Annotated in this window: 18 protein-coding genes and 1 riboswitch; of the genes, 10 read left to right on the forward strand and 8 right to left on the reverse strand. The window is 65.4% G+C overall.

Annotated elements, in window-relative coordinates; all coding sequences use genetic code 11:
- Window positions 1-36: 36 nt before the first annotated feature.
- Window positions 37-525: a GNAT family N-acetyltransferase gene (locus HBF25_RS18135; protein WP_166950954.1), complete on the forward strand. Its 489-nt coding sequence runs from the start codon at window positions 37-39 to the stop codon at window positions 523-525.
- A 961-nt stretch (window positions 526-1,486) separates the two neighbouring features.
- Here the strand turns inward: HBF25_RS18135 and HBF25_RS18140 are convergent.
- On the reverse strand, window positions 1,487-3,052 hold the full coding sequence (locus HBF25_RS18140) for a GDSL-type esterase/lipase family protein (RefSeq protein ID WP_166950957.1): 1,566 nt from the start codon (window positions 3,050-3,052) through the stop codon (window positions 1,487-1,489).
- A 240-nt stretch (window positions 3,053-3,292) separates the two neighbouring features.
- On the opposite strand from HBF25_RS18140, the gene HBF25_RS18145 reads away from it, so the two are divergent.
- The 8 genes from HBF25_RS18145 (at window position 3,293) to HBF25_RS18180 (ending at window position 13,328) form a co-directional block, all read left to right on the forward strand.
- On the forward strand, window positions 3,293-4,600 hold the full coding sequence (locus tag HBF25_RS18145) for an MFS transporter (protein ID WP_166950960.1): 1,308 nt from the start codon (window positions 3,293-3,295) through the stop codon (window positions 4,598-4,600).
- 131 nt (window positions 4,601-4,731) lie between these two features.
- Window positions 4,732-5,181 carry an ATP-dependent zinc protease family protein gene (locus tag HBF25_RS18150; protein ID WP_166950963.1) on the forward strand — a complete coding sequence of 150 codons (450 nt, stop codon included), beginning with the start codon at window positions 4,732-4,734 and terminating at the stop codon, window positions 5,179-5,181.
- Window positions 5,178-6,113, forward strand: a complete 936-nt coding sequence (gene rimK / locus HBF25_RS18155; RefSeq protein ID WP_166950965.1) for a 30S ribosomal protein S6--L-glutamate ligase — start codon at window positions 5,178-5,180, stop codon at window positions 6,111-6,113. Before HBF25_RS18150 ends, rimK begins: the two co-directional genes overlap by 4 nt.
- A 285-nt stretch (window positions 6,114-6,398) precedes the next feature.
- A complete protein-coding gene (locus tag HBF25_RS18160; protein WP_166950967.1) occupies window positions 6,399-7,085 on the forward strand; it encodes a response regulator transcription factor in 687 nt (228 codons plus the stop codon).
- Window positions 7,069-8,346 carry a sensor histidine kinase gene (locus HBF25_RS18165; protein ID WP_166950970.1) on the forward strand — a complete coding sequence of 426 codons (1,278 nt, stop codon included), beginning with the start codon at window positions 7,069-7,071 and terminating at the stop codon, window positions 8,344-8,346. The genes HBF25_RS18160 and HBF25_RS18165 overlap by 17 nt, the downstream gene beginning before the upstream one ends.
- A 214-nt stretch (window positions 8,347-8,560) precedes the next feature.
- Entirely contained in the window at window positions 8,561-10,876 is a 2,316-nt protein-coding gene (locus HBF25_RS18170) for a TonB-dependent receptor (protein ID WP_166951029.1), read from the forward strand.
- Between the two features lie 50 nt (window positions 10,877-10,926).
- On the forward strand, window positions 10,927-12,441 hold the full coding sequence (locus tag HBF25_RS18175) for an esterase-like activity of phytase family protein (protein WP_243853304.1): 1,515 nt from the start codon (window positions 10,927-10,929) through the stop codon (window positions 12,439-12,441).
- 11 nt (window positions 12,442-12,452) lie between these two features.
- Window positions 12,453-13,328 carry a hypothetical protein gene (locus HBF25_RS18180; protein ID WP_166950972.1) on the forward strand — a complete coding sequence of 292 codons (876 nt, stop codon included), beginning with the start codon at window positions 12,453-12,455 and terminating at the stop codon, window positions 13,326-13,328.
- Between the two features lie 202 nt (window positions 13,329-13,530).
- Here HBF25_RS18180 and HBF25_RS18185 read toward each other — a convergent pair whose 3' ends face one another.
- The 4 genes from HBF25_RS18185 to ahcY all read right to left on the reverse strand — a co-directional run bounded on the left by HBF25_RS18185 (window position 13,531) and on the right by ahcY (window position 19,495).
- A complete protein-coding gene (locus HBF25_RS18185) occupies window positions 13,531-14,448 on the reverse strand; it encodes a branched-chain amino acid transaminase (protein ID WP_166950975.1) in 918 nt (305 codons plus the stop codon).
- A gap of 157 nt (window positions 14,449-14,605) precedes the next feature.
- On the reverse strand, window positions 14,606-15,430 hold the full coding sequence (gene metF, locus HBF25_RS18190) for a methylenetetrahydrofolate reductase [NAD(P)H] (RefSeq protein ID WP_166950977.1): 825 nt from the start codon (window positions 15,428-15,430) through the stop codon (window positions 14,606-14,608).
- A gap of 58 nt (window positions 15,431-15,488) precedes the next feature.
- On the reverse strand, window positions 15,489-17,411 hold the full coding sequence (locus HBF25_RS18195) for an esterase/lipase family protein (protein WP_243853305.1): 1,923 nt from the start codon (window positions 17,409-17,411) through the stop codon (window positions 15,489-15,491).
- 650 nt (window positions 17,412-18,061) lie between these two features.
- Window positions 18,062-19,495: an adenosylhomocysteinase gene (gene ahcY / locus HBF25_RS18200; RefSeq protein WP_166950978.1), complete on the reverse strand. Its 1,434-nt coding sequence runs from the start codon at window positions 19,493-19,495 to the stop codon at window positions 18,062-18,064.
- A 16-nt stretch (window positions 19,496-19,511) separates the two neighbouring features.
- Window positions 19,512-19,596, reverse strand: a riboswitch (S-adenosyl-L-homocysteine riboswitch).
- Between the two features lie 95 nt (window positions 19,597-19,691).
- On the opposite strand from ahcY, the gene ppc reads away from it, so the two are divergent.
- A complete protein-coding gene (ppc, locus tag HBF25_RS18205; protein WP_166950980.1) occupies window positions 19,692-22,397 on the forward strand; it encodes a phosphoenolpyruvate carboxylase in 2,706 nt (901 codons plus the stop codon).
- Window positions 22,398-22,480: 83 nt separating this feature from the next.
- On the opposite strand, the gene HBF25_RS18210 is transcribed toward ppc, so the two are convergent.
- The 3 genes from HBF25_RS18210 to HBF25_RS18220 all read right to left on the reverse strand — a co-directional run bounded on the left by HBF25_RS18210 (window position 22,481) and on the right by HBF25_RS18220 (window position 26,690).
- Window positions 22,481-24,346, reverse strand: coding sequence for an ATP-binding cassette domain-containing protein (locus tag HBF25_RS18210; protein WP_166950982.1), 1,866 nt, complete (start codon window positions 24,344-24,346; stop codon window positions 22,481-22,483).
- Window positions 24,347-24,447: 101 nt separating this feature from the next.
- On the reverse strand, window positions 24,448-25,485 hold the full coding sequence (locus HBF25_RS18215; protein WP_166950983.1) for an aldose epimerase family protein: 1,038 nt from the start codon (window positions 25,483-25,485) through the stop codon (window positions 24,448-24,450).
- Window positions 25,486-25,511: 26 nt separating this feature from the next.
- Window positions 25,512-26,690 (reverse strand): XylR family transcriptional regulator, encoded by a 1,179-nt coding sequence (locus tag HBF25_RS18220; protein WP_166950985.1) that lies wholly within the window; start codon window positions 26,688-26,690, stop codon window positions 25,512-25,514.
- Window positions 26,691-26,785: the final 95 nt, after the last annotated feature.

Below are 26,785 nucleotides of genomic sequence, written 5' to 3' on the forward strand. Positions count from 1 at the left end.
GCACATGGATTTCACGTATTTTCAGAGCTTTCTGACATGTCCGGACCCCGCCCCGTGCCCGAACCGATGCTTCGCCCCGCTGGCCCTGCCGACGAGGCTGCTGTGTTCAACCTGCTGATGCAGACGTACCGCGCTACCTGGGAGCCGCATCTGAGTCCTGCGGCGGCGGCCCGTTTCGCCTCGGGTTCGGAAACCCGTGACTATGTTCGCGCGCATCTGGCCGAAGTCATTGTGGCCGAATATGAAAGCCGGGTCGTGGGCATGGTTCACGCAAAGGGCAATTTCATCGACGCGCTTCACGTGTTGCCGGATATGCAGCGTGCCGGCATCGGAGGCCGGCTGCTGGCCCATGCGGAAGAGCGTATGCGCCAGGCCGGCCACACCCAGTCCCGGCTGGAAACGGACACCTTCAACGAACGCAGCCGCGCTTTCTACGCCAGGCACGGCTACACCGAGATCGACACCTACCCCGACGAGGAATGGGACAGCGGCTTCACCACCGTCCTCATGACCCACCTCCTGTAGGAGCGCGCCTCGCGCGCGACCGGTTGGAACGTTGCGCTCCGTAGTAAAGCAGCCCGTGTGGTGTTTCGCTCCGTAGGAAGGGCTCGCCTTTCGGCCTCGCATCGGCGCTGGAACGTGGCGTTGCAGAGGCGGCGGGAGCGGCCCTTGTCGCTCCGGCCTGCGGTGTCCCTCGGGAAAGGAGGAGCCGCTGCGCGGCTCAGTGTCTTATGGCTTCGCCCCTTCGGGCACGGGGAGCGTGCGGGGTTTTTCGACTCGGCTCCTGCCTCGGCGAAAAAGGCCGGCCTTCCTGGCCGGCCCCGCTACGCGGCCTTATCCGCCCGCTCCCCTCACCTCCATCAAGTCGCGCCAAGGGCCGCCCCCGCCGCCTCTCCCTATCTCACGGTGATCTTGTAGGAGCGCGCCTGCGCGCGACCGGTCATCGCGAACACCATCATCGTTTCGATTCCACCGGTCGCGCGCAAGCACGCTCCTACAGAGATGCGGTGTCGCAAGATGGATCGCCGATGCGACCGGCGACACCTCACGACTAACCTGGCGTAACTACTGTCGTGTAGGAGCGCGCCTGCGCGCGACCGGTTATCGCGAACACCATCATCGTTTCGATATCACCGGTCGCGCGCAAGCACGCTCCTACAGGGATACGGTGTCGCAAGATGGATCGCCGATGCGACCGGCGACACCTCACGACTAACCTGGCGTAACTACTGTCGTGTAGGAGCGCGCCTGCGCGCGACCGGTTGTCGCGAACACCATCATCGTTTCGATTCCACCGGTCGCGCGCAAGCACGCTCCTACGGGGATGCGGTGTCGCACGATGGATCGCCGATGGGACCGGTGCCACCTCACGACCAAGCTGACATAGCGACTGCCATGTAGGAGCGCGCCTGCGCGCGACCGGTTATCGCGAACACCATCATCGTTTCGATCCCACCGGTCGCGCGCAAGCACGCTCCTACACGGCTTACTGGCCGGCGGTGTTGCTGCTCCAGATGGGTCCGTTGGCGTCGTAGATGACGACGTTGCCGTCGCCCTGGACGAAGAGGCGGGCATCGGGGTGGCCGCCGGAGCTGGACTGCCACAGTTTCGTGCCCAGCGAACCGTAGACGACGAGGTTACCGTCCGGGTCGAGGCGCAGCTCTCCTGCGCCGCGGTTATAGGTGCCGGTGGTCCATAGCGATACCCCCGTTGCCTTGTAGAGCACGCCGTTGCTGTCGTTCTGCAGATCCAGGTGATAGCCGCCGTCGCAGGAGGTCACGCTTTGTCCCGGCAGGATGCCCTCGCCCGGGCCGATCGAGCCACAGCCCGTGGGTGGGGCAATGGCTGGCTGGCCCGGTGACGTGAACAGGGTCAGGTCGATGGCGTTCGCGATGGCCTGGTGGCCTGCATCGTTGGGATGCAGGTGGTCGCCCGAGTCGTAGGCGGGCAGGTATTGCGTGGGGTTGGCGGGATCGTGGGTTGCCGCGTCCTGGTCCACGATGCCATCGCAGCCGCTGTCCGCACTGCGGATGAAGGCGTTGATCTTCTGGCGCGCGGTTTCACCCTCCTGCGACCAGCTGCCTGATCCCTGGAAGGGTGTAAGCGTGGAGCAGAGGAAGCGGAAGCCGGCGTTGTGGGCGCGGGTGATCAGCGACTGTTCGGCTGTAATCAGCGCATCGGCCGACGGTACGGGGCGGTCGCCCAGGTCGTTGATGGGATCGTCGGAGAAGATGACCCAGCGCGCGCCCGGTTGGCCGAGTACGTCGTGATCGAAACGGTTGGCGGCGCTAGGGCCGGAGCCATCGCGCAGCAAGGTGTTGCCCGCGATGCCTTCGTTGATGACGCCGACGTTCTTGCCTGCGTTGACCAGCCTGGCCGCGAAGTCGTTCGACCAGCGGGTGTTTTCGTTGAAGGATGAGCCGGTGCCGTTGGAGATCGAGGCGCCAAGCAAGACGACGGCGCCCTGTGGCGCGGCGCCTTGCACGTCGAGGTTGGTGACGAACACGTAGTTCTGGCTGGCACCGGCGTTGATGGTGGCTTGCCCGGCCACGTCGCCAGTGGCGTCGTAGCGCGTCTGACCGCTGAAATCGTGGCCGGTCAGGGCGGCCGGCGCCTGCGATACATAGAAGCTGATACCGACATCGGAGAGGGCAGGAACCGCCATGTCGATGCCGTCGGTGTCGACTTCCTGGCCAGCGGCCAGGGTGACGCTGGATAGTCCGTTGACGGTCAGCAGGTGATCGGTTTCCGGGCGCACGGAGGAACCGCCGGCGCTCACCGCGACGTGGATGTCACTGATGGTGAGCGGGCCGTCGCCGTAGGCATTGCTCAGGTGCACGCGGGCGGACGAGCCACCGATGCTCGTGTGCACGATATGGCGCAGGGTCTTGCCGGTGGGCGATGCATCGCCGATGGGTTTCTGCGCCACCGCCCAGCTGCCGACCCAGGGTGTCAGCGTTGAGGCGGCCTGTGCGCCTGCGCTGAAGAGAAGGAGGGTTCCGAGGGCGAGCGCGAGCTGCCGTCGACGTGGAGACGGGCCTTGCATGGTCATGGTGGTCGCCTGGCATGAATGGGCTGCCAGTGTTTCGTTACGCTGCGGGCGGGGTTTTGTACGAATCCGCCATGTCGTGCGATTCTGCGGACTGGATCACGCCAGACCTGAAGCCGTACGCATTCACGACGGCCGTCTGTCGGGCAGGACGACGGCCTTTCGTGCAAGACTCCGGCGTCGTTATTCGTGTATCAGCTTGCTGGCATTTACTCACTCCGTTTCCGGGCTATCGACAGACGCATGAGCGTGACCACCGACACCGAAGTCATCGACCGCCGCCCCCTGGGCCGCAGCGATGCGAAAACCCTTCTGCTCTCCGCACTGGGCGGCGCCCTGGAGTTCTACGACTTCGTGATCTTCGCGTACTTCGCGAAGGTGCTGGGGCACCTGTTCTTCCCGTCCGGCACGTCGGATTTCGTGGCCCAGTTGCAGGCCTTCGGCATCTTCGCCGTGGGTTATCTCGCGCGTCCGCTGGGCGGCGTGGTGATGGCGCACTTCGGCGACAGGGTGGGGCGCAAGCGGATGTTCACGCTCAGTGTCTTCCTCATGGCGGTGCCTACGTTGCTCATCGGGTTGCTGCCTACGTATGACAGCATCGGCGTGTTTGCGCCCGTGCTGCTGACACTGCTGCGCATGGTGCAGGGCATTGCCATTGGTGGTGAGATTCCCGGTGCCTGGGTATTCGTCGCCGAGCACGTGCCCCGTCGTCGCGTGGGTCTGGCCTGCGCAAGTCTTACCTCCGGCCTTACTGCGGGCATCCTCATCGGTTCGCTCGTGGCGGCAGGGCTGAGCAGCCACCTCTCCGAGGCGGAGATGCTGGATCACGGCTGGCGCATTGCCTTCATCATCGGCGGTGTATTCGGTTTCTTCGCCGTGTACCTGCGTCGCTGGCTTAGCGAAACGCCGGTGTTCGCACGGATGCGTGCACGCAAGGAGCTGGCGGAAGAACTGCCTGCGTGGCTCGTGCTGCGTGATCATTTTCCTGCCGTGCTGCTGTCGATGGTGATTACCTGGGTGCTCACCGCGGCCATCGTGGTGGTGATCCTGATGACACCCACGCTGATGCAGACTACGTTCCACATCGAGCAGTCCCGTGCGTTCACCGGCGGCAGCCTTGCCGCGCTGGCGCTGTGCTTCGGCTGCTTCGGTGGCGGCCTGCTGGTGGATGCGGTGGGGCGTGGCAAGGCGATGCTTATCGGTTCCCTCGGGCTGGTGGCGAGCACCTACGCGCTTTATTTCGACCTGCGCGCGGGCGGCGCCAACCTCCTGCCGCTGTATTCGCTGGCGGGTTTCTTCGCAGGCGTAGCCGGCATCATCCCGGCGATCCTCGTCACGGCATTTCCGCCCGCCATCCGGTTCTCCGGGATTTCGTTGTCGTACAACGTGGCTTACGCCATTTGTGGCGCCGCCACGCCCGTCGTGGTGGGCCTGCTGGCGAAGCAGTCGGGCGGCATGGGGCCTGCACACTACGTGGGCCTGGTGTCCCTGGTCGGCGTGCTGGCGGGGCTTTACCTCATCTTTGCCCGCCGGGCACCGCACCACCCCTGAGCCTCCGCTTCACGGGTGTTTCACCCGTGTGACGGTGGTGGCCGGGGGCCACCACCGTCCTGTTGCATTCGCGCCCCTGCCTTCGGCATCCTTGCGCCGTCTTCCCCCGCCCACGTTCCGCACCAGACCCCATGACTGATGTCATCACCCTTGGCTGGCGCGAACGGCTTGCACTTCCGTCGCTCGGCATCCCCGTCCTCAAGGCCAAGCTCGATACGGGCGCGCGCTCGTCGTCGCTGCACGTCGAATGGCTGGAAGTGGACGAGCGCCCGGACGCGACATGGCTACGGTTCCAGGTGCGCACCACGCGCCGGGGTGGCGTGTCCGAGCCCTGCGTGGCGCAGGCCATCGGCCGGCGCGGGGTCACCGATTCGGGCGGTCATTCCACGCTGCGCTGGTTCATCCACGCCGACGTCGAACTGGCCGGCCAGAGCTTCCGCGTCGAGGTGAACCTCACCGACCGGGGCCGCATGCTCTTTCCCCTCCTGCTCGGCCGGACCGCGCTCGAGGGGCGCTTCCTGGTCGATCCGTCGCTTTCCTACTCGCAGACGCCGCGCCGCGCCGTCCGGGAACCCACATGAAAATCACCATCCTGTCGCGCAACGCGCGGCTTTACTCCACCCAGCGTCTGGTGGAGGCGGCGCGCAAGCGCAAGCACACCGTGCGTGTGATCGATCCGCTGCGCTGCTACATGAGCATCGCGCCGCAGTCGTTCGCGATCCACTTCAAGGGCAAGCCGCTGGGCCCGGTGGACTGCGTGGTGCCGCGCATCGGCGCCTCCAGCACCTTCTACGGCACCGCCGTGCTGCGCCAGCTCGAACTGATGGGGGTGTACACCCCCAACCCGTCGGATGCCGTGCTGCGTGCCCGCGACAAGCTGCGCTGCCTGCAATTGCTGGCGGCAAGGGGCATCGACATGCCCCTGACGGCCTTCGGCGACAACCCGGACGACACCTCCGACCTGCTGGCGATGCTCGGCGACCCCCCGCACATCATCAAGCTGAACGAAGGCACCCAGGGTGCCGGCGTGGTGCTGGCCGAGAAGCGTTCGGCCTCGCAGAGCGTCATCGAGGCCTTCCGTGGCCTCTACGCCAACTTCCTGGTCCAGGAGTTCATCCGCGAGGCCAAGGGCAGCGACCTGCGTTGCTTCGTGGTGGGCGACCGGGTGGTGGCGTCCATGCAGCGCTCGTCCGCCCCGGGCGAGTTCCGCGCCAACCTGCACCGTGGCGGTACGGCGGCGGCGGTGGAGCTGACCGACGACGAGCGCCGTGTGGCCATCGAAGCGGCTTCCGCGCTGGGCCTGGAGGTGGCCGGCGTCGACCTGCTGCGCTCCAGCCGTGGCCCCCTGCTGCTGGAAGTGAACGCCTCGCCGGGCCTGGAAGGCATCGAGGGCAGCACTGGCGTCGATGTGGCCGGTGAGATCATTGCCCACTGCGAATCCCGCATCGCGGCCAGGCCGGTCGCCCCGAAGCCGCGCCGGACAAGGGCTGCGAAGGGATTAACGTCGATTTAAACGATGCTGCCCTATAAAGGACCCACTGTGATTCCGCGAAGCGGGGTGACGGTATCGGGGCAGTAGTTCTTTCGGCCCGGGCGGTCCTTCCGCCCGGGCCTTTCTTTTGGGCGTTCATCGGCCCCCTGTAGGAGCGCGCCTTGCGCGCGACCGGGGCTAGCCGCAAACCCCGGTCGCGCGCAGGCACGCTCCTACGTAATCAAATGCTGTCCGTTTAACGGGTTCCCCGTTAAGCTTCCAGTCGCAATACTGTTAAGACTTAGCGACCGCTCAACGGAGTGCCCAATGCGCGTTCTGGTCATCGAAGACAACACCGACATCGCGACCAACATCGGGGACTACCTCGAGGATCGCGGCCATGTGGTCGATTTCGCCGGCGACGGCGTCACCGGCCTGCACCTTGCTGTGGTCCACGATTTCGACGTGATCGTGCTCGACCTCACCCTGCCGGGGATGGACGGCCTGGACGTGGCGAAGAAACTCCGCCACGAGGCGCACAAGCAGACGCCGGTGCTCATGCTCACCGCCCGCGACTCCCTGGATCACAAGCTCATCGGCTTCGAGTCGGGCGCCGACGACTACATGACCAAGCCCTTCGCCCTTCAGGAACTGGCGGCGCGCCTGGAAGTACTGGCCCGTCGTGGCAAGGGTCCGCAGAGCCGTAGCCTCAAGGTGGCCAACCTCACCTACAACCTCGACACCCTCACGGTGAACCGTGACGGCAAGTCGATCCAGCTCAACCCCATCGGCCTGAAGCTGTTGCAGGCACTGATGGAGGCCAGCCCGTCCGTGGTGACGCGCCAGGACCTCGAACAGCGCGTGTGGGGCGAGGAGCTTCCCGACTCCGATTCGCTTCGCGTGCATATCCACGGGCTGCGTGCGGCCATAGACAAACCTTTCGACAAGCCGCTGATTCACACGCGTCACGGTATCGGATATCGCATGGTCGATCCGGATGCGGTCCAGGCGTAAGTTACGGTTCCGGCTGGTTGTCACCTTCACGCTGTTCGGTTTCGGGCTGAGCGCGCTTTTCGCGTACGCGGCCATCAACATCCGCGCGCGCGTCGAAGAGCAGCTGATCAACTCGGCCCTTCAGGATGAAGTCGATTCGCTCAACGAGAAGGTGCGCGCCAAGGAGCCCATCAGCTTCGAGATCCTGAAAGGCGCCACCTTCAGCGACCGCACCATCTACAAGGCGCCCTTGCCGTGGCAGCCGCTGGACTCGGGTGTCCACGACATCTACGAGACCACGAAAGACGGCAAGGATCACCACTACAAGGTGGCCGTGCGTCGCAACGAAGGCATCATCAGCTTCCTGCAGTTCGATGTATCGCGCGACGAGCTTGGCAAGCGCCAGCTGCTCACGAGCGTGATCGCGGCGGTGTTCCTGTTTGGCCTGTTCTCGCTGGTGCTCGGCGTGTGGCTGTCGTCACGCGTGCTGCGTCCGGTGACGGACCTGGCACGGCGCCTTCGCGACTTCCGTCGCGTGGGCAAGGCGGAGCCGCTGGCTCCCCATTTCGCGGATGACGAAGTCGGCGAGCTGGCGGTGGCACTGGATGAATACGCGATGCGGCTCACCTCGGTGGTGGAGCGCGACCGCGAATTCAATTCCGACGTGAGCCATGAGCTGCGTACCCCGCTTGCGGTGATCGCCAGCACCACCGAGCTGTTGCAGGGCTCCCCTGACCTTACCGACAAGCTGCGCGAGCGGCTGAAGCGTATCGAGCGTGCGTCGCGGCAGGCCACGGAGCTTATCGAGGCCCTGTTGCTGCTTTCCCGTGCGGAGCGTCGCGGGCCCACGCGCGGTGAAACCACCGATGTGGCGAAGGTCGCCTCCGATGTCATCGAGAGCCAGCGTCCGCAGATGGGCGGCAAGCCCATCGAGATCGAGCTGGTGTCCGATGGCTCGGTCACGGTCAACGCGCCGGCGTCGGTGCTCTCGGTGGCGCTGACCAACCTCATCGGCAACGCCATCAAGTACACGATGGAAGGCACGGTCACGGTGCGCGTTGCCGAAGGACGCATCGACGTCATCGACACGGGGCCGGGCATCAAGCCCGAAGACGCCGAGAAACTCTTCCAGCGCGGCATCCGTGGCGAGAGCGCCACGGGCGGCGGGGCAGGCCTGGGCCTGGCCATCGTACGTCGCCTGTGCGATCTCTACGGCTGGGACGTCTCGCTGCGTCCGCGCGCCGAAATGGCCGGTGCGATCTCCACCATCGACTTCCGCTGAGAGCCGCGCTGCCACAGGGCAGCACGGCTTTTGTCACGGAATCTGATGCTGGTTGTCATCGGCCTTGTCATGAAGCTTTCATTTGTTCGCAGGAACATGCGGGCCTTCCACGGCGCGTGATGGGCGGTCTCAGGGGAGACCAGCCGCGACGCGTCCGAGTTGTGTAAGGACGCAGCCCTTGTTCAAGCAGACCGTTCTGGCCGCCGCCCTCGGCATGGCCTTCGCTTCCGCTGCCTACGCCGCGGACACTGACACCACCGCGACCGATACCGACACCACGAGTGCATCGGCCCGTCGCGAGAAAGCGCAGGATCTCGACACCGTTTCCGTGATCGGTGCGGGTGAGACCCGCCAGGTGCAGCGCCTGCGCACGTCCGACCAGAAGGCGCTGCCGCCGGGTACCAGCCTGCAGAAGGTGTTGAACGTGCTGCCGGGCGTGAACGCGCAGTCCGTGGATGCGCTGGGTGCCAATGAGCAGTCGATGACGCTGAGCCTGCGTGGTTTCAGCGGTACGCGCCTGGGTTATACGCTCGACGGCATGCCGCTGGGCGACAGCGCCTACAACAACTACAACGGTCTCTCGGTGAACCGTGCGCTGATCTCGGAGAACTTCGGCGGTGCCGAGCTTTCCGAAGGCATCGGTAACCTTGGCACGCCGTCCACCAGCAACCTCGGTGGCACCATTGCCTACACGTCGAACGATCCGCTGAAGAAGATGGGCGGCCGTGTCACCCAGAGCGTGGGCAGCGACCAGAACCGCCGCACCTTCGCGCGCTTCGACACGGGTGAGTACAACGGTTTCTCGATGTACCTCTCCGGTGCGCGCACCACGTCGGACCTGTGGAACGACCAGACCGCCTACAACAAGTCCACCACCAAGCAGTTCAACGGCAAGGCCGTGTGGGACTTCGACTGGGCACGGCTGACTGCTTTTGCCGATACGTCGCGCACGTCGCAGGCCGACTACTTCTACCTGTCGAAGAGCGAGCTGGCGCGCGGCCTGGGCTGGGACTGGGGCGGCTACGCGCCGAACTGGAACAAGGCCGTGGCCAAGGCGTACTGCAACGCAGGCACGCTCAACGCCAAGCTGTGCGATCGCAGCGGCGCGGATACCGACGCCGATGGCGCCTTCACGGCCGGCCAGATCCTGCGCAGTGATGACGTCTACTACCTCGCCGGCGATTTCTTCCCGAGCGACTCGGTCACCATCCATGCGCAGGTCTATCACCACGAAGATGCGGGCGAAGGCCACAACTGGAACAGCGGCACGTATTCGTTCCCGGGCACGCCGCAGCAGCTGCCGTTGATCTTCCGCAACACGCTGTACACGATCAATCGCACCGGTGCGGTGCTGTCGGCTGGCTGGGACTTCGCCAACCATCACATCGAAGGTGGCGTTTGGTACGAGCACAATATCTCGTCCGCCTCGCGCTACAGCAGCTACGTGACCGGTCCGCGTGATCTCAGCGGACCGATCGACACGCAGCCGGATCTGGGCGTGTTCGACCAGCGTACCGTGTGGAATACGCGCCAGGCGTTCCTCCAGGACACCATGCGTTTCCTCGACGACAGCCTGACGGTAGACGTGGGCGTGAAGAGCCCGCACATCACCTCGCAGGCACAGGCGTTGCCGGGCGTGGCGAAGAAGCCCATCGTGCCGACGTCGAACAACCAGTTCGCCAGCGGCAAGCTCAGCGCCAGCAAGGCCCTGCTGCCGCAGATCGGTGCGCGCTACAAGCTGGCCGAAGGCCAGGAAGTGTTCGCCAGCTTCTCCAAGAACATCGCGATGTTCCAGGGTGGCTTCAAGCTCGGTCCGCAGGCGGTGAGCCAGGCCATCTGGGACAGCCAGGCTTCGCTGAAGCCGGAGAAGTCGCGCAGCCTGGAAGCGGGCTACCGCATCGAGGCCGGTGACGTAGCCGCCTCGGTGGCGGCGTACAACGTGCGCTTCGACAATCGCCTGCTCCAGTACAACCCCTGCGATTCGCGCCAGCCGGTGGGCCCGAGCTGCGGAAACCGTTTCTACAACGTCGGCGGCGTGAACAGCCGCGGCGTGGAGCTGACCTTCGTCTGGACGCCGATCGAAAACCTGCGCTGGTTCAACTCGGCCTCGTACAACCGCTCGACCTATGCGAGCGACTACACCCAGGCCGGCGTCGTGCAGCACACGAAGGGCAAGATCCAGACCGATACGCCGACCAAGCTGTTCGCCACGCAGATCGACTGGAACCAGGGTCCGTGGTTTGCCTCGCTGCGTGGCAAGTACACCGGCAAGCGCTATTACACGTACACCAACGACCAGGGCTTCGGCGGCTTCACCACCTGGGATCTCTCCGGTGGCTACGACTTCGGTCCGGTCTCCATTGCCAAGGATGTGCGCCTGTCGGTGAACATCACCAACCTCGGCGACAAGCGTTACGCCAGCAACCTGGATTCCAGCGCTTTCGTGCCGAGCGATCCGAACGGCACCGCCTACGTGTTCCATGCGTCGGCGCCGCGTCAGGTCTTCGCAAACCTGGACGTCCGTTTCTGATGCGCCGCTGCCTCGCGGGACTCATCATCACCTGCCTCATGGGAAGCGCCATGGCGCAGTCCCTCGAGGTACGCAAACCCGATATCGCCACCTCGCCACTGCCGCGCAGCGTCGAGGATGGCGGAGTCACCTATACTGATCATGGCCTGGCGGCGACCGGTTCGCTGCCGGCAGGCACGGTGGATTTCCTCGGCGATACGCTGGGATCTTTCTCGTCGCTGTCGATCGAGCCGGGCACGTGGAAGCGCGATGGCAGTACCTATACCGGTGTGCTGTGGACGCTACCCGACCGTGGTCGCAACGACCCCGAGCACAACGAGTTCTACGACTACCGCGGGCGCCTGCACCGCTTCCGTTTCACGCTGACTTGTAGGAGCGCGCCTTGCGCGCGACCGGAGGTTGCGGTGGAGAGCGGTCGCGCGCAAGGCGCGCTCCTACAGGAAGCCGGGGTCGTTACCATCGTTCCCGATGGCGGGCGCGAACTGAAGGACTTCGACGGCAAACCCTTCACCGGCGCAGAACCTGCGCAGGGCGTGCGCACCGAACACGGCATCGTGCTTCCCTCGCCAGCCAAGGGCATCGGCGCAGGTCACATCTCCCTCGATGCCGAATCGCTCCAGTTCACCCGCGACGGTGGCTTCTACATCGGCGACGAATATGCGGCCAACGTCTACCGCTTCGATGCCAGGGGCAAGCTTACGGGCATCGTCGTGCCGCCGAAGGCCGTGCGTCCGCTCGACAAGGCCGGCAAGCCGGACTTCACTTCGCTGCGGCCCCCGGCCACGGGACGCCGCAACAACCAGGGCGTGGAAGGCATGGCCCTTTCCCCGGATGGCAAGCTGCTTTTCGTGGCGTTGCAAAGCGCGCTCGTGCAGGACAGTGCTCCCGGCGATGCCTCCGGCCGTACGCTGACGCGCGTGCTGGTGTACGACGTGTCGAAAAATCCGACGCCATCGAAGCCGGTAGGTCACTACGTGGTGTGCCTGCCTGCCTACGACGGCAAGGGTGCCGACGGCAAGCCGGATCGTACTGCTGCGCAGAGCGAGATCCGTGTGCTCGACAGCCATCGTTTCTTGATGCTGGCGCGTGACGGCAACGGCTGGGGCGCCGAGAACGGCCGGCCGCTCGTGTTCAAGCAGGTGATGCTGGTGGATACGGACGGTGCGACCAACCTGGCCGGCACCCGTTACGAGAACGACACCGTTCCCGTCATCGATGCCGACGGCGCGCTGCGTGGCGATATCCACACCGCCAGTTCGCAGCCCTTCGTGAATCTCCTCGACCCCGCCGACCTGAAGCGCTTCGGCCTCGGCCTCGATGCCGGCAAGCAAGGCATCGCGCAGATGTCCGAGAAATGGGAAGCCATGGACCTGGTGCCCGTGCTCGATCCGCAGTGGCCGGATGACTGGTTCCTGCTGGTGGGCAACGACAACGATTTCATCGCGAAGCACTGCGTCATGGACGGCCAGCGCTGCGACTCACCCATCGACAACGACAGCCGCATCCTCGTGTACCGGCTCACCCTGCCGGGCCTTGCGGCTCCCCACGCTTCCCAACCACGCTGAAGGTTTCGAGCATGATGAAACGTACGGTTCTTTCGCTCCTGTCGGCGAGCCTGCTGTTCGGCTCCGTCACCGCCCAGGCCAACTCGCCTGCCTATGTCGACAGCAAGGAATACAAGGCGCTGGTCGATCCCTCGCGCTTCAACAGCAACCCGTCGTCGGCTGCCGCGAACCTGCTTCAGGATCTATCGGTGCGCCTGTCGAACCTGGGTTTCGACAAGACGATCAGCGGTGGTTTCAGCGCCGGTGACCGCGACACGCTGGCCTATTACGACACCGCCGGCAGCTGCAAGCTGGTGAATCGTGGTTACACGGTGCGTACGCGCGCCGGTGCGCATTCCGACATCCAGTTCAAGTTCCGCCATGTGGATGAAGAGCTGTCTTACTGGACCGACGTGACGGGCGCCGGCAAGAAGGCCAGCACCAAGTTCGAAACCGACGTGACCCCGGGCAGCCTGGTGCTCTCGCACTCGACCAAGCAGACCTTCACGACCACGCCGGCCAATGTCAGCGAACTGATCAAGCAGTTCCCGGGCGCGTCGACGCTGTCGGACATTTCGTCGGCGTCGCTGTCGAAGGTGGCGGGCGTGAATGTTACCCAGCAGGAATACACCGGCCCGACGTCGGATATCGGTCAGTCCACGGCCGAGTTCACCCTGACGCTGTGGTACATCGATGGTGCCGCCAACCCGGCGCTGGCCGAGCTGTCGTTCCGCGTGGCGGCCGATGCCGACAAGTACTTCACCACGCCGGTGCTCACCCGCTCGCAGACGCTGAACCAGGCCATCGGCTCGATCGGCAATGGCTGGAACATCGCCAATGATGGCGGCAAGACGAGCTGGCTGTATGCCTATCGTTCGGCCAGCTATCCGAACGGGTTCTGCCAGTAATAGCGTTTCGCGTTGAACGGTCGCGCGCAAGGCGCGCTCCTACAAGACTGCGGTAACCCTGTAGGAGCGCGCCTCGCGCGCGACCGTTCAACGCGACGCTGCATCCTGTAGGAGCGCGCCTCGCGCGCGACGGCCCCGAAGGGGCCAAAACAACAACGCCGCCCAGGGGCGGCGTTGTTGCGACGGTGACCAGCAAAAAGCCTCAGAGCGGCTCCAGCCAGCCCCAGCGGTCCTGCGTCTTGCCGTTGAACAGGCCGAAGAAAAGCTCCTGCAGGCGACGCGTGATCGGGCCGGCCTTGCCGCTGCCGATCTTCTTGCCGTCTACCGAGCGGATCGGCGTGACTTCGGCGGCGGTGCCGCACATCAGGATCTCGTCGGCGAGATAGAGGTATTCGCGCGGCAGGTCGCGCTCGATCACCTCGATGCCTTCCTCGCGGGCCAGCATCATCAGCGTGTGGCGCGTGATGCCGGTGAGGATCGACGCACTGGCCGGCGTGGTGTGCAGTGCGCCGTCGAAGACCAGGAACAGGTTCTCGCCCGCGCCTTCGCTCAGCAGGCCGGTGGAAGCCAGCGCGATGCCTTCGCCGAAACCGAGGCGGCGCGCCTCGCGGGCGATCAGCTGGCCCGAGAGGTAGTTGCCGCCGGCCTTGGCGCCGGCCGGAATGGTGTTGGGTGCGAAACGCTGCCAGCTCGACACGCAGGCGTCGATGCCGTTGTCCAGCGCCTCGGGTCCGAGGTACGGGCCCATGTGCCACGAGGCCACGGCCACGTCGGTGGGGCACTCGGCCGAGAGGCCGAAACCGCCCAGGCCACGGAAGGCGACCGGGCGCAGGTAGGCGGCCTTCAGGTCGTTCTTCTTCACCACGTCACGGCAGGCGGCAGCCAGCTCGTCGATCGAGTAGGGAATCTCGATGTCGTAGATCTTGGCCGACAGGTACAGGCGCTTCAGGTGATCGGTCAGGCGGAAAATGGCCGCGCCATCCGGCGTTTCGTAGCTGCGGATGCCTTCGAACACGGACGAACCGTAGTGAAGGGCGTGCGCCATGACATGGACGGTGGCATCGCGCCAGGGCTTGATCTGCCCGTTCTGCCAGATCCATTCGGGGTAGTTCTGCGACATGTGTGCGCTCCGTAGGGGACCGCCCATGATAACGGCTGGCGCCCGGGCGCACATGGCGCGATGCGTCAGTGCGTGGCCGGATGGTGGCGCGGCAGGGGCCTGACCATGGCCCGGGAGGCCGGGTGGCGGGACTGGCGCCGCCCTGGCGACGGGTGTCTCAGGACAGGCGCTCCAGCACCGCCTCGGTCGTGCGGTAGCGGTTGATCGTATAGAAGTGGATGCCGGGGGCCCCGCCGTCCAGCAGGCGCTGGCACAGCCCGGCCACGACATCCGCCCCCAGTTCGCGGATGGCCCTGGCATCGTCGCCATGGGCCTGCATGCGCTTGACGATCCAGCGGGGGATCTCGGCTCCGCATTGCTCGGAGAACCGGCGCAGCTGGCTGAAGTTGGCGATGGGCATGATGCCCGGCACCACGGGAATCGTCACACCCAGCTTCGTCACGTCGTCGACAAAGCGGAAATAAGCGTCCGGATTGAAGAAATACTGGGTGATCGCGCCGTCGGCGCCGGCGTCGCACTTGGCCTTGAAGTGCTGCAGGTCGACCAGGGCGTTTTCCGCCTGCGGATGGATTTCCGGGTAGGCCGCCACCTCGATATGGAAATGGTTGCCGTAGTTCTCGCGGATGAACGAGACCAGCTCCGCGGCGTAGCGAAAATGGCCGGGCGAGGCCATGCCCGAGGGCAGGTCGCCACGCAGGGCCACGATGCGGCGACAGCCGCTTTCCTTGTATTCGTCGAGCAGGGCGCTGATCTCCGCCCGGGTGCCGCCCATGCATGACAGGTGCGGGGCCACCGACAGGCCGTGCTCGGAGCGGATGCTTTTCACCGTCTCGTTGGTGTAGCTCAAGGTGGAGCCGCCGGCACCGAACGTCACGGACACGTAGTCGGGAGCGTGTTGCTTCAGCTTGCGCACGGTCTTGTCGAGCTGGTCGCGCTGCTCGTCGGTCTTGGGCGGGAAGAATTCGAAGCTGATGGCAGGCATGCGGCGGTCTCGGTCAGTTGGCCGCAGTATATATCCTTCTATCGAGATGAAAAGATGGCTATTGCGGCAACGGGCTCGTCGTGGCGTGGTCCCGGTCGATGCTCTCGTCCAGGATGCGGCGGATTTCCAGGATGGCGGCCGGGGTTTCCTGCACGCTGTGGCCGGAGACGATGACTTTCTCGGAGGCCGCACCGTCCAGGTGCGAGCTCCAGTAGGGCACCAGGCCGTCGTCGCTGGCATCCAGCGGCCCCTCGGCCGAGCGCCGGGCGATGATCGAGTGGTAGCGCACGGAAGGCGAGATAGGCAGGTTGGCCGCGGCGCGGATGAAGGTGTCTTCGGCGCTGAGGTTGTCGATGCTGTTCGGCACCAGCCGCACGCCTTCCTTGGGGGCATCCTTACCCACGCCGTTGATGTCCGCGATCATGCCGCCCAGGGTGGTGAGCACGGCGGGGGGCAGGCGGATCAGGTTGGCGATGAGCCGGGCCAGCTTGTTGCCGGCAAATACGGTGCCCCGATGGGGCGCGGCGATGAAGATCGCTTCGCTGAACTGCGGCATCGGCTGGAATTCCAGATATGGCTTCAGTTTGTCGGCGTGTTTTTCCATGCGCAGGCGGCGCTTGTCGTCGTTCTCGACGATGCCGTTCCATACGGCGTCACCCGACGACGACACCATCAGCCGCGCGATGACGCCGCCCATGCTGTGCCCGACGATGACCATGTCGTGCGAGGCTTCCGCGTTGCCGTCCGGATCGAAGTAATGCAGCGTTTCCAGAAAGGCTTTGCGGATCTCGCGGTGGTTCAGCGGAATCGGCATGTTGGTGGGGTAGTAGACCTGCCACACCTGGTAATGCCGACGCAGGCGTTCGTCGCCGAGGATTTCGTTGGCGACGTTTACCCAGGCCTCCGGACTGCTGGCGAGGCCGTGCAGCAGGAGGATCACGCGGCGGTCGGGATCGTAGGGCTGCATGAGATACACATGCGGCTTGTCGATGCCCTGCATGCGTCCGAACAGGCTGCGGATGGATTGCGTGGCAAAGCCGGAGCGGGCGAGCCACAGGCCATAACCTGCGGTGAAGTTGGCGGCCAGCGGTACGGTGGTGGCGCCTACCTGCACGGTGGATTGCCGGTAAGGGTCGTAGCCGGCAAGCGTCGCCTGATGACTTGCCAGCACGTCGGCCAGCGTGGTGCCGTCGAAGCGAAGGAACGCCGTGGCAGACGGCGTGGGCATCGCACTGAACGGTGCCTTGGTCGAGGTGTCACCCAGGTCCGCGACCAGTTCGGCGCCCAGGCCGTCGCGGCGATAGACGCTGCGGATGCCGACGAAGCGGAGCGCGGAGGCCGGGACCACATCGCGCGGCTGTGCGTTGGCCCAGGACAGGGCGCTGACGTCTTCGTTGACGGTGGTGTCGGCGATGGTGACGGAGGACGGCCGTGGTGCCTTCGGGCCACCGGGTTCCGGCAGGCGCGTCACGCCGATGGTGAGCTGCTGCACCGAATAGTTGTAGTAGTCGCGCACCTGGGTCTGGCGGTCTTCGAACGAGCGCTCCGATGACGAGCGTTCGGTGAAGAACAGGTAGGCATAGGCGTGGCGTGCCGACTGGAGGTACGCCGCCAGCGCCGCGTCCCCCGGCGCCGCCTTCAGCGGCCCCCTGCCGGTCAACGCGCGGCTATAGGCCAGCCACAGTTCGGCCAGCGCCGACTGCCTGCGCTCCTCGTCCATGGGCGAGACCCGGGTGAGGGCGTCGATGCAGGGCAGGGCATCGCGCTCGCAGGGGCGCACCGACACGCCCGCCGTGCGCAGGGCTTCCGCCGTGGCACTGCTGAGGTGCTTCGAGGTGAGGATGTCGCCACGCCGCTGGGCCACGTAATCGGCCGAATCCACCGAGCTGACACTGACCATGGCGCAGCCGCTGGCGAGCAGGGCGAGTGCGGCCAGCATGAAGTGGCGGCTGGCTCGGAGGATGGCGTACACGTCAGGCATGGCCAGGCTGGCGGTGAAGGTAAAGCGGATCGTACGTCAGGTATGCATCTACGAGAACATTACCACCCCCTCACGTCGTCCCTGCGGAAGCTTCGGACCCAGTGCGGTGCGGTGGGTTTTTGCGAGAGGGTTACCTGCACACGAGCCGATGAAACGTGGCGGTGTTTACTGGTGAACCGGGGCGCTGGGTTCCTGCGTTCGCAGGAACGACGGGTTGCGAGATTGCAACTTCCCACCTATCCCTCACGTCGTCCCTGCGAACGCAGGGACCCAGTGCGGTGCAATCGATTGTCGCGACAGGGCCACCTACACACAAGCCGATGCAACGTGGCGGTGTTTACTGGTGGACCGGGGCGCTGGGTTCCTGCGTTCGCAGGAACGACGGGCTATGAGATTGCAACTTCCCACCTATCCCTCACGTCGTCCCTGCGAACGCAGGGACCCAGTGCGGTGCAACAGGTTTTCGCGAGAGTGCCACCTACACACAAGCCGATGCAACGTGGCGGTGTTTACTGGTGAACCGGGGCGCTGGGTTCCTGCGTTCGCAGGAACGACGGGCATGCGTAGCTTCTCGGGGCCCCAAAAAAACACGCCCCCGTCTTTCGACGAGGGCGTGCAAGTTCTATTCTACCGGCCTACAAAACCGCCGATCAGTAGCGGTAATGATCCGGCTTGTACGGACCTTCCACCGGCACGCCGATGTAGTCGGCCTGTTCCTTGGTGAGCACGGTGAGCTTGACGCCGATCTGCTCAAGGTGCAGGCGGGCGACTTCCTCGTCGAGCTTCTTGGGCAGGCGGTACACGGTGTTCTCGTACTTGTCCTTGTTCGCCCACAGGTCGAGCTGGGCGAGGGTCTGGTTCGAGAAGCTGTTCGACATCACGAAGCTCGGGTGGCCGTGGGCGCAGCCGAGGTTCACCAGGCGGCCTTCGGCCAGCATGTAGATGCTGTTGCCCGTGGACGCGAAGGTGTAGCGGTCCACCTGCGGCTTGATGTTTTCGCGGGTGGCGTCCTTCGAGGTGTTGAGGCGGTCGATCTGGATCTCGTTGTCGAAGTGGCCGATGTTGCAGACCAGGGCGTTGTTCTTCATCTTCGCCATGTGTTCCAGCGTGATGATGTCCTTGTTGCCCGTGGTGGTGACATAGATGTCGCCGGTGCCGAGGGTTTCTTCGATGGTGGTGACCTGGAAACCTTCCATCGCGGCCTGCAGGGCGTTGATCGGATCGATTTCGGTCACGATCACGCGGGCACCGAAGCCCTTGAGCGAGTGCGCGCAGCCCTTGCCCACGTCACCGTAGCCGCAGACCACGGCCACCTTGCCGGCCACCATGAGGTCGGTGGCGCGCTTGATGCCGTCGGCCAGCGATTCGCGGCAGCCGTAGAGGTTGTCGAACTTGCTCTTGGTGACCGAATCGTTGACGTTGATGGCCGGCACCAGCAGCTTGCCGGCTTCGGCGAGCTGGTAGAGGCGGTGCACGCCGGTGGTGGTTTCTTCCGACACGCCCTTCCATTCGGCGGCGATCTTCTTGAACCAGCCCGGACGGGCGGCGGCGGTGCGCTTCACGAGGTCCTTGATGACCTGTTCTTCGTGGTTGCCGCTGGGGGTGTTGACCCAGTCGCTGCCGTCTTCGAGTTCCACGCCCTTGTGGATGAAGAGCGTGGCGTCGCCGCCGTCGTCGACGATGAGCTGCGGGCCCAGCTCGCCCGGATGGGTGAGCATGTCGAGCGTGCAGTCCCAGTACTCTTCAAGCGACTCGCCCTTCCAGGCGAACACCGGCAGCTCGCCGGCGGCGAGGGCGGCGGCAACGTCGTCCTGGGTGGAGAAGATGTTGCAGGAGGCCCAGCGGACCGAGGCACCGAGGGCGCGCAGGGTCTCGGCGAGCACGGCGGTTTCCTTGGTCACGTGCAGCGAGCCGGACAGGCGCACGCCCTTGAGCGGCTGCTCCTTGGCGTAGCGGGCACGGATCTGCATCAGGCCGGGCATTTCTTCTTCCGCCATGCGGATGCGGCGGCGGCCCAGGTCGGCCAGCGAAATATCGCGGACCTTGTAGTCCTGGAAAGTGGAATCTTTGGTGACGGCGTTCATGGCGTATCTCCGGATGGTCACGGGGGCGCCGTTGTGCGGCAAGCCGCGCCGAGCCTGGCCATTGGGGGAAAACCCCTCCGGTCGCAGCGCCCCTCGGCGGGCGAAAACGGTCGACCATTGTATCCCGGATTCCGGATGAGGAGATAAACACACTTTTTTGGTTACTCTCAGGGTTCCGCATCATGCAGAGAGCCCGATGGAAGCCGTACGCGATCCAGAATTCCTGCCCCATGACGGTCCTCTTCGCGAGGACGTGCGACGGTTGGGAGCCCTTGTCGGCCAGATGCTTGCGGAGCAGGGCGGGAAACCCTTCTTCGAGCGGGTGGAGCATGTGCGCACTGCCGCGATCCAGCGCCGACGCAGTGGCGCCGGGGTGGATGCCCTGGCCGAAAGCCTGAACGGCCTGGGTGCCGCCGATGCCGAGGCACTGGCCCGGGCCTTTGCCGCCTACTTCCAGGCCGTGAACGTGGCCGAGCGGGTGCACCGCATCCGCCGCCGGCGTGATTACCAGCGCGAAGGGGGCACCGCCCAGCCGGAATCGCTGGCCGCCGTGCTCGCCCAGCTCAAGGATGAAGGCGTCACCCGCGAGGAACTGGAAACCCTGCTGCGTCGCCTCGACGTGGAACCGGTGTTCACGGCGCATCCCACGGAAGCGGTGCGTCGCTCGTTGCTGGAAAAAGAGCAGGAGATCGTCCGCGCGCTGGTCGACGAGTTCGACCCCACGCGTACGCCGCAGGAACTGCGCGACGACGATGCGCGCATCCTCATGGCGTTGTCGGCCGGCTGGCAGACCGCCGAGGCCTCGCCGGTGCGGCCCAGCGTGTCCGACGAGTTCGACCATGTGGGTTTCTACATGGCGCGACCGATCTACCGCGTGCTGCCCGCGCTCTACGAAGCGCTGCACCAGGCCATCGTGGAGACCTACGGTGAGGACGTGACGATTCCGCGCGTGCTGCGCTTCGCCACCTGGGTGGGTGGCGACATGGACGGCAACCCGAACGTCAACGCTGACACCATCGCGGCCACGCTGTCCGCGCAGCGTACGCTGGTACTCGAACGCTATATCGAGGATGCCCACGCCCTGGGCCGCCTGCTCAGCCAGACGGACGATCGCGTCAAGCTGGACGACAAGCTGCAACGTCGCCTGGATGCCTATCGCGAACGACTGGTCGATGCGGCGGCAGGCATCCGGCCGCGGCATGCAGACATGCCTTACCGGGCCTTCCTCACCTTTGTCGCCGCGCGCCTGGAATCCACCCTGGAAGACGGCGCCGATCGTTATGCGTCGGCGCAGGAATTCATCGACGACATCGCCCAGGTCGAGCACAGTCTGCTTCATCACGGCGGTAGGCATGCAGGTGCCTACGCAGTGAACCGCCTCCTGTGGCGTGCACGCACGTTCGGTTTTCATCTTGCCCGACTCGATGTCCGTCAGGACGCACGGGTGCATGACGAGGCGCTTTCCGCACTGTTGGGCGATGCCGACTGGGCCGAGCGCGACGTTGCCTCGCGGGTGAAGACACTACGCCCCTATGCGGCGGGCGAGCGCAGTTTCGTGGCAGGTGAGGATCACGACGCCGCCACCATGCTGCGCCATGTCTTCGCGACGCTGGCCGATTCGCGCAAGCGCTACGGCCAGGAGGCCACTGGTCTCTACATCATCAGCATGGCCGAGACAGCCGCCGACGTGCTGGCCGTGCTGGCGCTTGCCCGTCGTGGCGGCCTGCTGGAAGACGGCCGTGTACCGCTCGACGTGGCACCTTTGTTCGAAACGGTGGACGACCTGAAGGGTGGTCCGGCCACCTTGCAGGCCCTGCTGGATGATCCGATCTATCGTGCGCACCTGAAGGCGCGTGGCGATCGTCAGTGGGTGATGCTGGGTTACTCGGACAGCGGCAAGGATGGTGGCACCGTCGCCTCGAAGTGGAGCCTGCAACGTGCGCAGGTGGAACTGCTCGACGTGGCGCAGAAGGCGGGTATCCGCGTGGCCTTCTTCCATGGTCGTGGCGGCTCGGCCAGCCGTGGCGGCTCACGCATCCTGCCTGCCCTGATGGCATCGCCGCGTGGGTCGGTGGCGGGTGTGCTGCGTGTCACGGAGCAGGGCGAGGTGATCCACCGCAAGTACGGTATCCGTGCGCTGGCCGTGCGTAATCTCGAGCAGACCCTCGGTGCCGTGATGCGCGCGTCGCTGCGGCCGCGTGTGGCCGAAGTGCGCGAATCCGGCTGGAAGGATGTGATGGCGAAGCTCTCCGACGAGAGCCGCAAGGCCTATCGCGCCTTCGTGGATCGCGAGGGCTTCGTGGATTATTTCCGGGGCGCCACGCCGATCGACGTGATCGAGCGCATGACGCTGGGCTCGCGCCCGGCGCGTCGTCGCAGCATGAAGGGCGTGGAGGATCTGCGCGCGATTCCCTGGGTGTTTTCGTGGACGCAGTGCCGCGCGGTGCTTACCGGCTGGTACGGCCTGGGTTCGGCGCTGGAGGCGCTGGCGAAGGACGGCCACGTGGCGACGCTGGAACGTATGGCGCATGAGTGGCCGTTCTTTGCCACGATGCTCGATGACGTGGAGATGGTGCTGGCGAAGGCGGACATCCATATCGCCGAGGCGTTCTCGCAGCTGGCGGGGCCGTTGCACGAAAAGTTCTTCCCGCTGATTCGCGATGAATTCGAGCGGACGGTGCACTGGGTGCTGAAGCTGAAGGGTTCGGGTGAACTGCTGAGCAGTGAACCGCGCCTGGCGACATCGATCCGCCTGCGCAATCCGTATGTGGATCCGATGAGCCTTTTGCAGGTAGATCTTCTGCGTCGCTGGCGTGCAACAGGAGGCAAGGACGATGCGTTGCTGAGTGCGCTGGTGGCCTGCGTGAACGGCGTATCGCAGGGCTTGCAGAACACCGGCTGACAATCCCTGTAGGAGCGCGCCTTGCGCACGACCGGTCATCGCGATAATCGGTCGCGCGCAGGCGCGCTCCTACAGGGTACGGATCAGCCTTCGAGTTCTTCCCAGCGGGCGAAGGCGATGTCCAGTTCGGCCTGAAGCTTCGCGATCTCGTCGGTCACCTTCGTGATCGACGCGGCATCCTGCTGGTAGAACTTCGGATCGTTCATCGCCTCGGTGTGCTTCGCGATGGCCGATTCCAGTTGCTCAAGCTTCGCCGGCAGCAGTTCGAGTTCACGCTGTTCCTTGAAGGAAAGCTTCTTTTTCGGCGCTGCGACGGGTGCAGGCGCAGGTGCCGGAGCGGCCTTCGACGGTGCGGCAGGCGATTTCACGGAGGCCACCGGCTTCTGTCGCAGCCAGTCGCTGTAACCGCCCACGTACTCTCCGATGACACCATCGCCTTCCAGCACCAGCGTGCTGGTGACCACGTTGTCGATGAAGTCACGATCGTGCGACACGAGCAGCAGGGTGCCGGAGTACTCGCCGAGGATTTCCTCCAGCAGTTCCAGCGTCTCCACGTCGAGGTCGTTGGTGGGTTCGTCCATGACCAGCAGGTTGGACGGCTGGGCGAACAGCTTCGCCAGCAGCAGGCGATTACGCTCGCCGCCCGACAAACGGGTGATCGGCGCTCGCGCACGCTCGGGCGAGAACAGGAAGTCCTGAAGGTAACCGATGATGTGCTTGCGCTGGCCGTTCAGCTCGATGTATTCGCGGCCCTGGGCCACGTTGTCCAATGCGTTCATCTTGTCGTCCAGCGCGATGCGATGCTGGTCGAAGTAGGCGATCTGCAAACCGGTGCCCTGCGTGGCCTCGCCTTCCTGCGGGGCGAGCTGGCCGAGCATGATCTTCAGCAGCGTGGACTTGCCGGCGCCGTTCGGCCCCATGATGCCCACGCGGTCGCCGCGCATGATCGTGGTGCTGAAATCGCGAATCAGCGTGCGGCCGCCGTAGGCCTGGGTGATGTGCTCGACATCGACGACCTTGCGGCCGGATGCCTGCGCCGTGGCCAGGTTCATCTTCGCGTTGCCGGTGGTCTCGCGACGCTCGGAGCGTTCGCGGCGCATGGCCTTCAGCGCGCGCACGCGGCCTTCGTTGCGGGTGCGGCGGGCCTTGATGCCCTGGCGGATCCACACTTCTTCCTGGGCCAGCTTGCGGTCGAAGTGCGCATTGGCCTGCGCTTCGGCATGCAGGCGCTCTTCGCGACGGCGCAGGTAGTTGTCATAGTCGCCCGGCCAGCTGGTGATCTGGCCGCGGTCGATCTCGACGATGCGCGTGGCGAGCGAGCGCAGGAAGCTGCGGTCATGGGTGATGAAGACGATGGCGCCGCTGAAGCCCTTGAGGAAGGTTTCGAGCCAGGCGATGGCCTCGATGTCGAGATGGTTGGTGGGCTCGTCGAGCAGCAGCAGGTTCGGGTCGCGGACCAGCGCCTGGCCGAGCAGCACGCGGCGCTTCATGCCGCCGGAGAGGTCGGCGAAGTCGGTCTCGGCCGGGAGTTCCAGGCGCTCGATCACCTGCTGCACGCGGGAGTCCAGGTCCCAGGCGTTCTGGGCCTCGATCTTCGACTGGACGTCGCCCAGGGCATCCATGTCGCCTTCGGCGAGCAGGTGGTGGTACTGGGCGAGCAGGTGGCCCAGTTCGCCCAGGCCATCGGCCACCACGTCGAACACGGAGCCGCTGGTGTCCTGCGGCACCTCCTGGGTGAGGCGGGCGATGCGGGTGCCGCCCTGCAGACGGATTTCGCCGTCGTCGGGGTGCAGTTCGCCGGCGATGAGCTTGAGCAGGGTGGATTTACCCGCACCGTTGCGACCGACCACGCAGACGCGTTCGCCGGTATCGAGGGAGAGGTTCACCTGTTCGAGCAGGAGGGGGCCGCCGACGCTGTAGTCGACGTTGAGCAATTGGATGAGCGACATACCCCCATTGTAATGCTTATGCAGGAGCGCGCCTTGCGCGCGACCGGTTTTCGCGGGGAAGTCGTGTTTTCGCGAAAACCGGTCGCGCGCAAGGCGCGCTCCTACACGGTATCCAGGCGGTATCGCGTGTGCTGGCGCCAGGTCTGGCCGGGGCGGAGGATCGCCGCTTCGGCTTCCGGGCCGTTTACCTGGTCGGGGTAGGCCTGGGTCTCCAGGGCGAAGCCGGCGAAGGGGCCGTAGGTATCGCCCCGGCGCCCGGGCTGTCCGGTGAGTTTCTGGCCGCTGTAGAACTGCAGGCCCGGCCGGTCGGTATCCACCGTGAGACGCCGTCCGCTGGACGGCTCGGTGACCACGGCCACCGTACGGACCGCGCCGGATGTCCGGGGGATGTAGCAGTGGTCGAAGCCACCGGCGATGCGCAGCTGCGGGTCGGGCCAGTGCAGCCGGGAGCCGATGGGGGCGGCCTCGCGGAAATCGAAGGCCGTACCGGCCACGTTCTCACGCCCGACGGGGATCGCCCCGGCGTCGATGGCAAGGAAGGTGTCGGCATCGATGCGGATCAGGTGGTCGCGGATGTCCTGGCGGCGGTCGTTGAGATTGAAATAGGGATGGGCGGTGAGGCTGAGCGGCGTGGGTGCGTCGCTGGTGGCCTCGTAACGCAGGTCGAGGGCGCCGTCGTCGCCCAGCTGCACGCGCAGCCGGACCGATACCTCACCCGGAAAACCGCCGTCCCCCTCGGGCGATACCAGTCGCAGTGAAAGCGCATCGCCATCCGGCTCTACATCCCAGCGCTGCAGGTGGAAACCGTGCGCGCCGCCATGCAGGTGATTGCCGTGGTCGTTGCGGTCTACCCGGTAGTCGATGCCATCCAGGGTGAAGCGGCCGGCACGGATGCGATTGGCCCAGCGCCCCACGGTGGCGCCCATGTAGGCATCCGAAACCAGGTACTGCGATGCGTCGGCATGGCCGAGCACCACCTCGCCCAGGCGACCCTGGCGGTCCGGTGCCAGCCACGACAGCACGGTGCCGCCCAGGTCGGTGATATCCACCTGGGCGCCGGTGGCGTTGCGCAGGGTCCAGCGGTGCAGGGGGCGGCCGTCGGGCAGATGGCCCCAGGCGGAGGCGGAGGAAACAGGCATCGGTGGAACGGTCCTTGCCGGCGACGTCAGGTCGTCGAGGTCTTGCGGTGGAGGTCGAGGTATTGGCGTGGCGTGCAGTCGTACTCGCGCCGGAATACCGCATACATGTATTGCAGTGACGTGAATCCGCAGCGCACGGCGATGTCGGCCAGCGAGGCATCCGACTGCGCGATGAGCTGGCAGGCGGCATCCAGCTTGTGCTGGAGGATCACCTGGTGGACGGTCTGCTTCAGTTCGCGCTTGAAGTGTTCTTCCAGCACGGTGCGTGACACGCCCACGTAGTCGGCGACCTGTTCGGTCTTGATGCCCAGGCAGCCGTACTGGCGGATGTAATGGCTGGCGCGCATCACATGCGGGCTGCGCAACGGCTGGTATTTGCTGGAGGCCTGCACATTGATGCCCACCGGGGGCACGAGCACGCGGGTGTCGGCGCAATCGGCGCCGCGCAGCATCTGGTGCAGCAGGTGCGCCGCCGTGCGGCCCATTTCCTCGGCACCCTGGATCACGGACGTGAGCGGTATGCGGGTGAGCAGCTGGGCCATGGGATCGTTGTCGATGCCCACGATCGCCACCTGCTCGGGCACCGCGATACCGCCGATCACGCAGGCCTGCAACAACTGCCGTGCGCGCGCATCGGTGGCGGCGACGATGCCGATGGGTTTGGGCAGCGCACCCAGCCACGCCACCAGCAGTTCCACGGCATGGCCCCAGCCGCCTGCGCTGGTTGGCAGGCCCCGGTAGACCAGGCCTTCCACGGACTCCTGCTTCACGATGGCTTCGAAGGCGCGCTCGCGCTCCTGTGCCCAGCGGCTGCCGGGATGCGGAGGCAGGCCGTAGAAGGCGAAGCGTCCCAGGCCCTGCTCGATCAGGTGGTCGTAGGCGAGACGGACCAGGCGTGCGTTATCCGTGGCGATGTAAGGCACGCCCTCCGGATAACCGGCGGGGTCTTCGTACGACCCACCCACGGCGACCACGGGAATATGCAGGTCGCGTAATGCCTCGGGCGCTTCAGGATCGTCGTAGTCGGCAATGATGCCGTCGCCGCGAAACTGGCGGATGTCGCGCATGCGGCTGCGGAAATCCTCTTCCATGAAGAGGTCCCACTCCACGCGCGTGCTGTTGAGGTACTGGCCGATGCCGGCGATGACCTGGCGGTCATACACCTTGTTGGCGTTGAACAGCAGGGCGATGCGATGCGGTGCCATAAGGCCGAACGCTAGCAGGATTCGCCGCTTCCGGCCATGACGCAGCGCGGCAACGAAAAAGCTTCCGGCCGTGTGGGAAATCGCAATTGCGCCAC

It is taken from the genome of Luteibacter anthropi, from assembly GCF_011759365.1.
GTDB lineage: Bacteria > Pseudomonadota > Gammaproteobacteria > Xanthomonadales > Rhodanobacteraceae > Luteibacter > Luteibacter anthropi.

What these genes read in the sequence shown, in the direction of transcription:
- HBF25_RS18135 (WP_166950954.1), top strand. Translation starts at nt 37, where the DNA reads ATGTCCGGACCCCGCCCCGTGCCCGAACCGATGCTTCGCCCCGCTGGC.
- HBF25_RS18140 (WP_166950957.1), bottom strand. Translation starts at nt 3,052, where the DNA reads ATGACCATGCAAGGCCCGTCTCCACGTCGACGGCAGCTCGCGCTCGCC.
- HBF25_RS18145 (WP_166950960.1), top strand. Translation starts at nt 3,293, where the DNA reads ATGAGCGTGACCACCGACACCGAAGTCATCGACCGCCGCCCCCTGGGC.
- HBF25_RS18150 (WP_166950963.1), top strand. Translation starts at nt 4,732, where the DNA reads ATGACTGATGTCATCACCCTTGGCTGGCGCGAACGGCTTGCACTTCCG.
- rimK (WP_166950965.1), top strand. Translation starts at nt 5,178, where the DNA reads ATGAAAATCACCATCCTGTCGCGCAACGCGCGGCTTTACTCCACCCAG.
- HBF25_RS18160 (WP_166950967.1), top strand. Translation starts at nt 6,399, where the DNA reads ATGCGCGTTCTGGTCATCGAAGACAACACCGACATCGCGACCAACATC.
- HBF25_RS18165 (WP_166950970.1), top strand. Translation starts at nt 7,069, where the DNA reads ATGCGGTCCAGGCGTAAGTTACGGTTCCGGCTGGTTGTCACCTTCACG.
- HBF25_RS18170 (WP_166951029.1), top strand. Translation starts at nt 8,561, where the DNA reads ATGGCCTTCGCTTCCGCTGCCTACGCCGCGGACACTGACACCACCGCG.
- HBF25_RS18175 (WP_243853304.1), top strand. Translation starts at nt 10,927, where the DNA reads ATGGCGCAGTCCCTCGAGGTACGCAAACCCGATATCGCCACCTCGCCA.
- HBF25_RS18180 (WP_166950972.1), top strand. Translation starts at nt 12,453, where the DNA reads ATGATGAAACGTACGGTTCTTTCGCTCCTGTCGGCGAGCCTGCTGTTC.
- HBF25_RS18185 (WP_166950975.1), bottom strand. Translation starts at nt 14,448, where the DNA reads ATGTCGCAGAACTACCCCGAATGGATCTGGCAGAACGGGCAGATCAAG.
- metF (WP_166950977.1), bottom strand. Translation starts at nt 15,430, where the DNA reads ATGCCTGCCATCAGCTTCGAATTCTTCCCGCCCAAGACCGACGAGCAG.
- HBF25_RS18195 (WP_243853305.1), bottom strand. Translation starts at nt 17,411, where the DNA reads ATGCCTGACGTGTACGCCATCCTCCGAGCCAGCCGCCACTTCATGCTG.
- ahcY (WP_166950978.1), bottom strand. Translation starts at nt 19,495, where the DNA reads ATGAACGCCGTCACCAAAGATTCCACTTTCCAGGACTACAAGGTCCGC.
- ppc (WP_166950980.1), top strand. Translation starts at nt 19,692, where the DNA reads ATGGAAGCCGTACGCGATCCAGAATTCCTGCCCCATGACGGTCCTCTT.
- HBF25_RS18210 (WP_166950982.1), bottom strand. Translation starts at nt 24,346, where the DNA reads ATGTCGCTCATCCAATTGCTCAACGTCGACTACAGCGTCGGCGGCCCC.
- HBF25_RS18215 (WP_166950983.1), bottom strand. Translation starts at nt 25,485, where the DNA reads ATGCCTGTTTCCTCCGCCTCCGCCTGGGGCCATCTGCCCGACGGCCGC.
- HBF25_RS18220 (WP_166950985.1), bottom strand. Translation starts at nt 26,690, where the DNA reads ATGGCACCGCATCGCATCGCCCTGCTGTTCAACGCCAACAAGGTGTAT.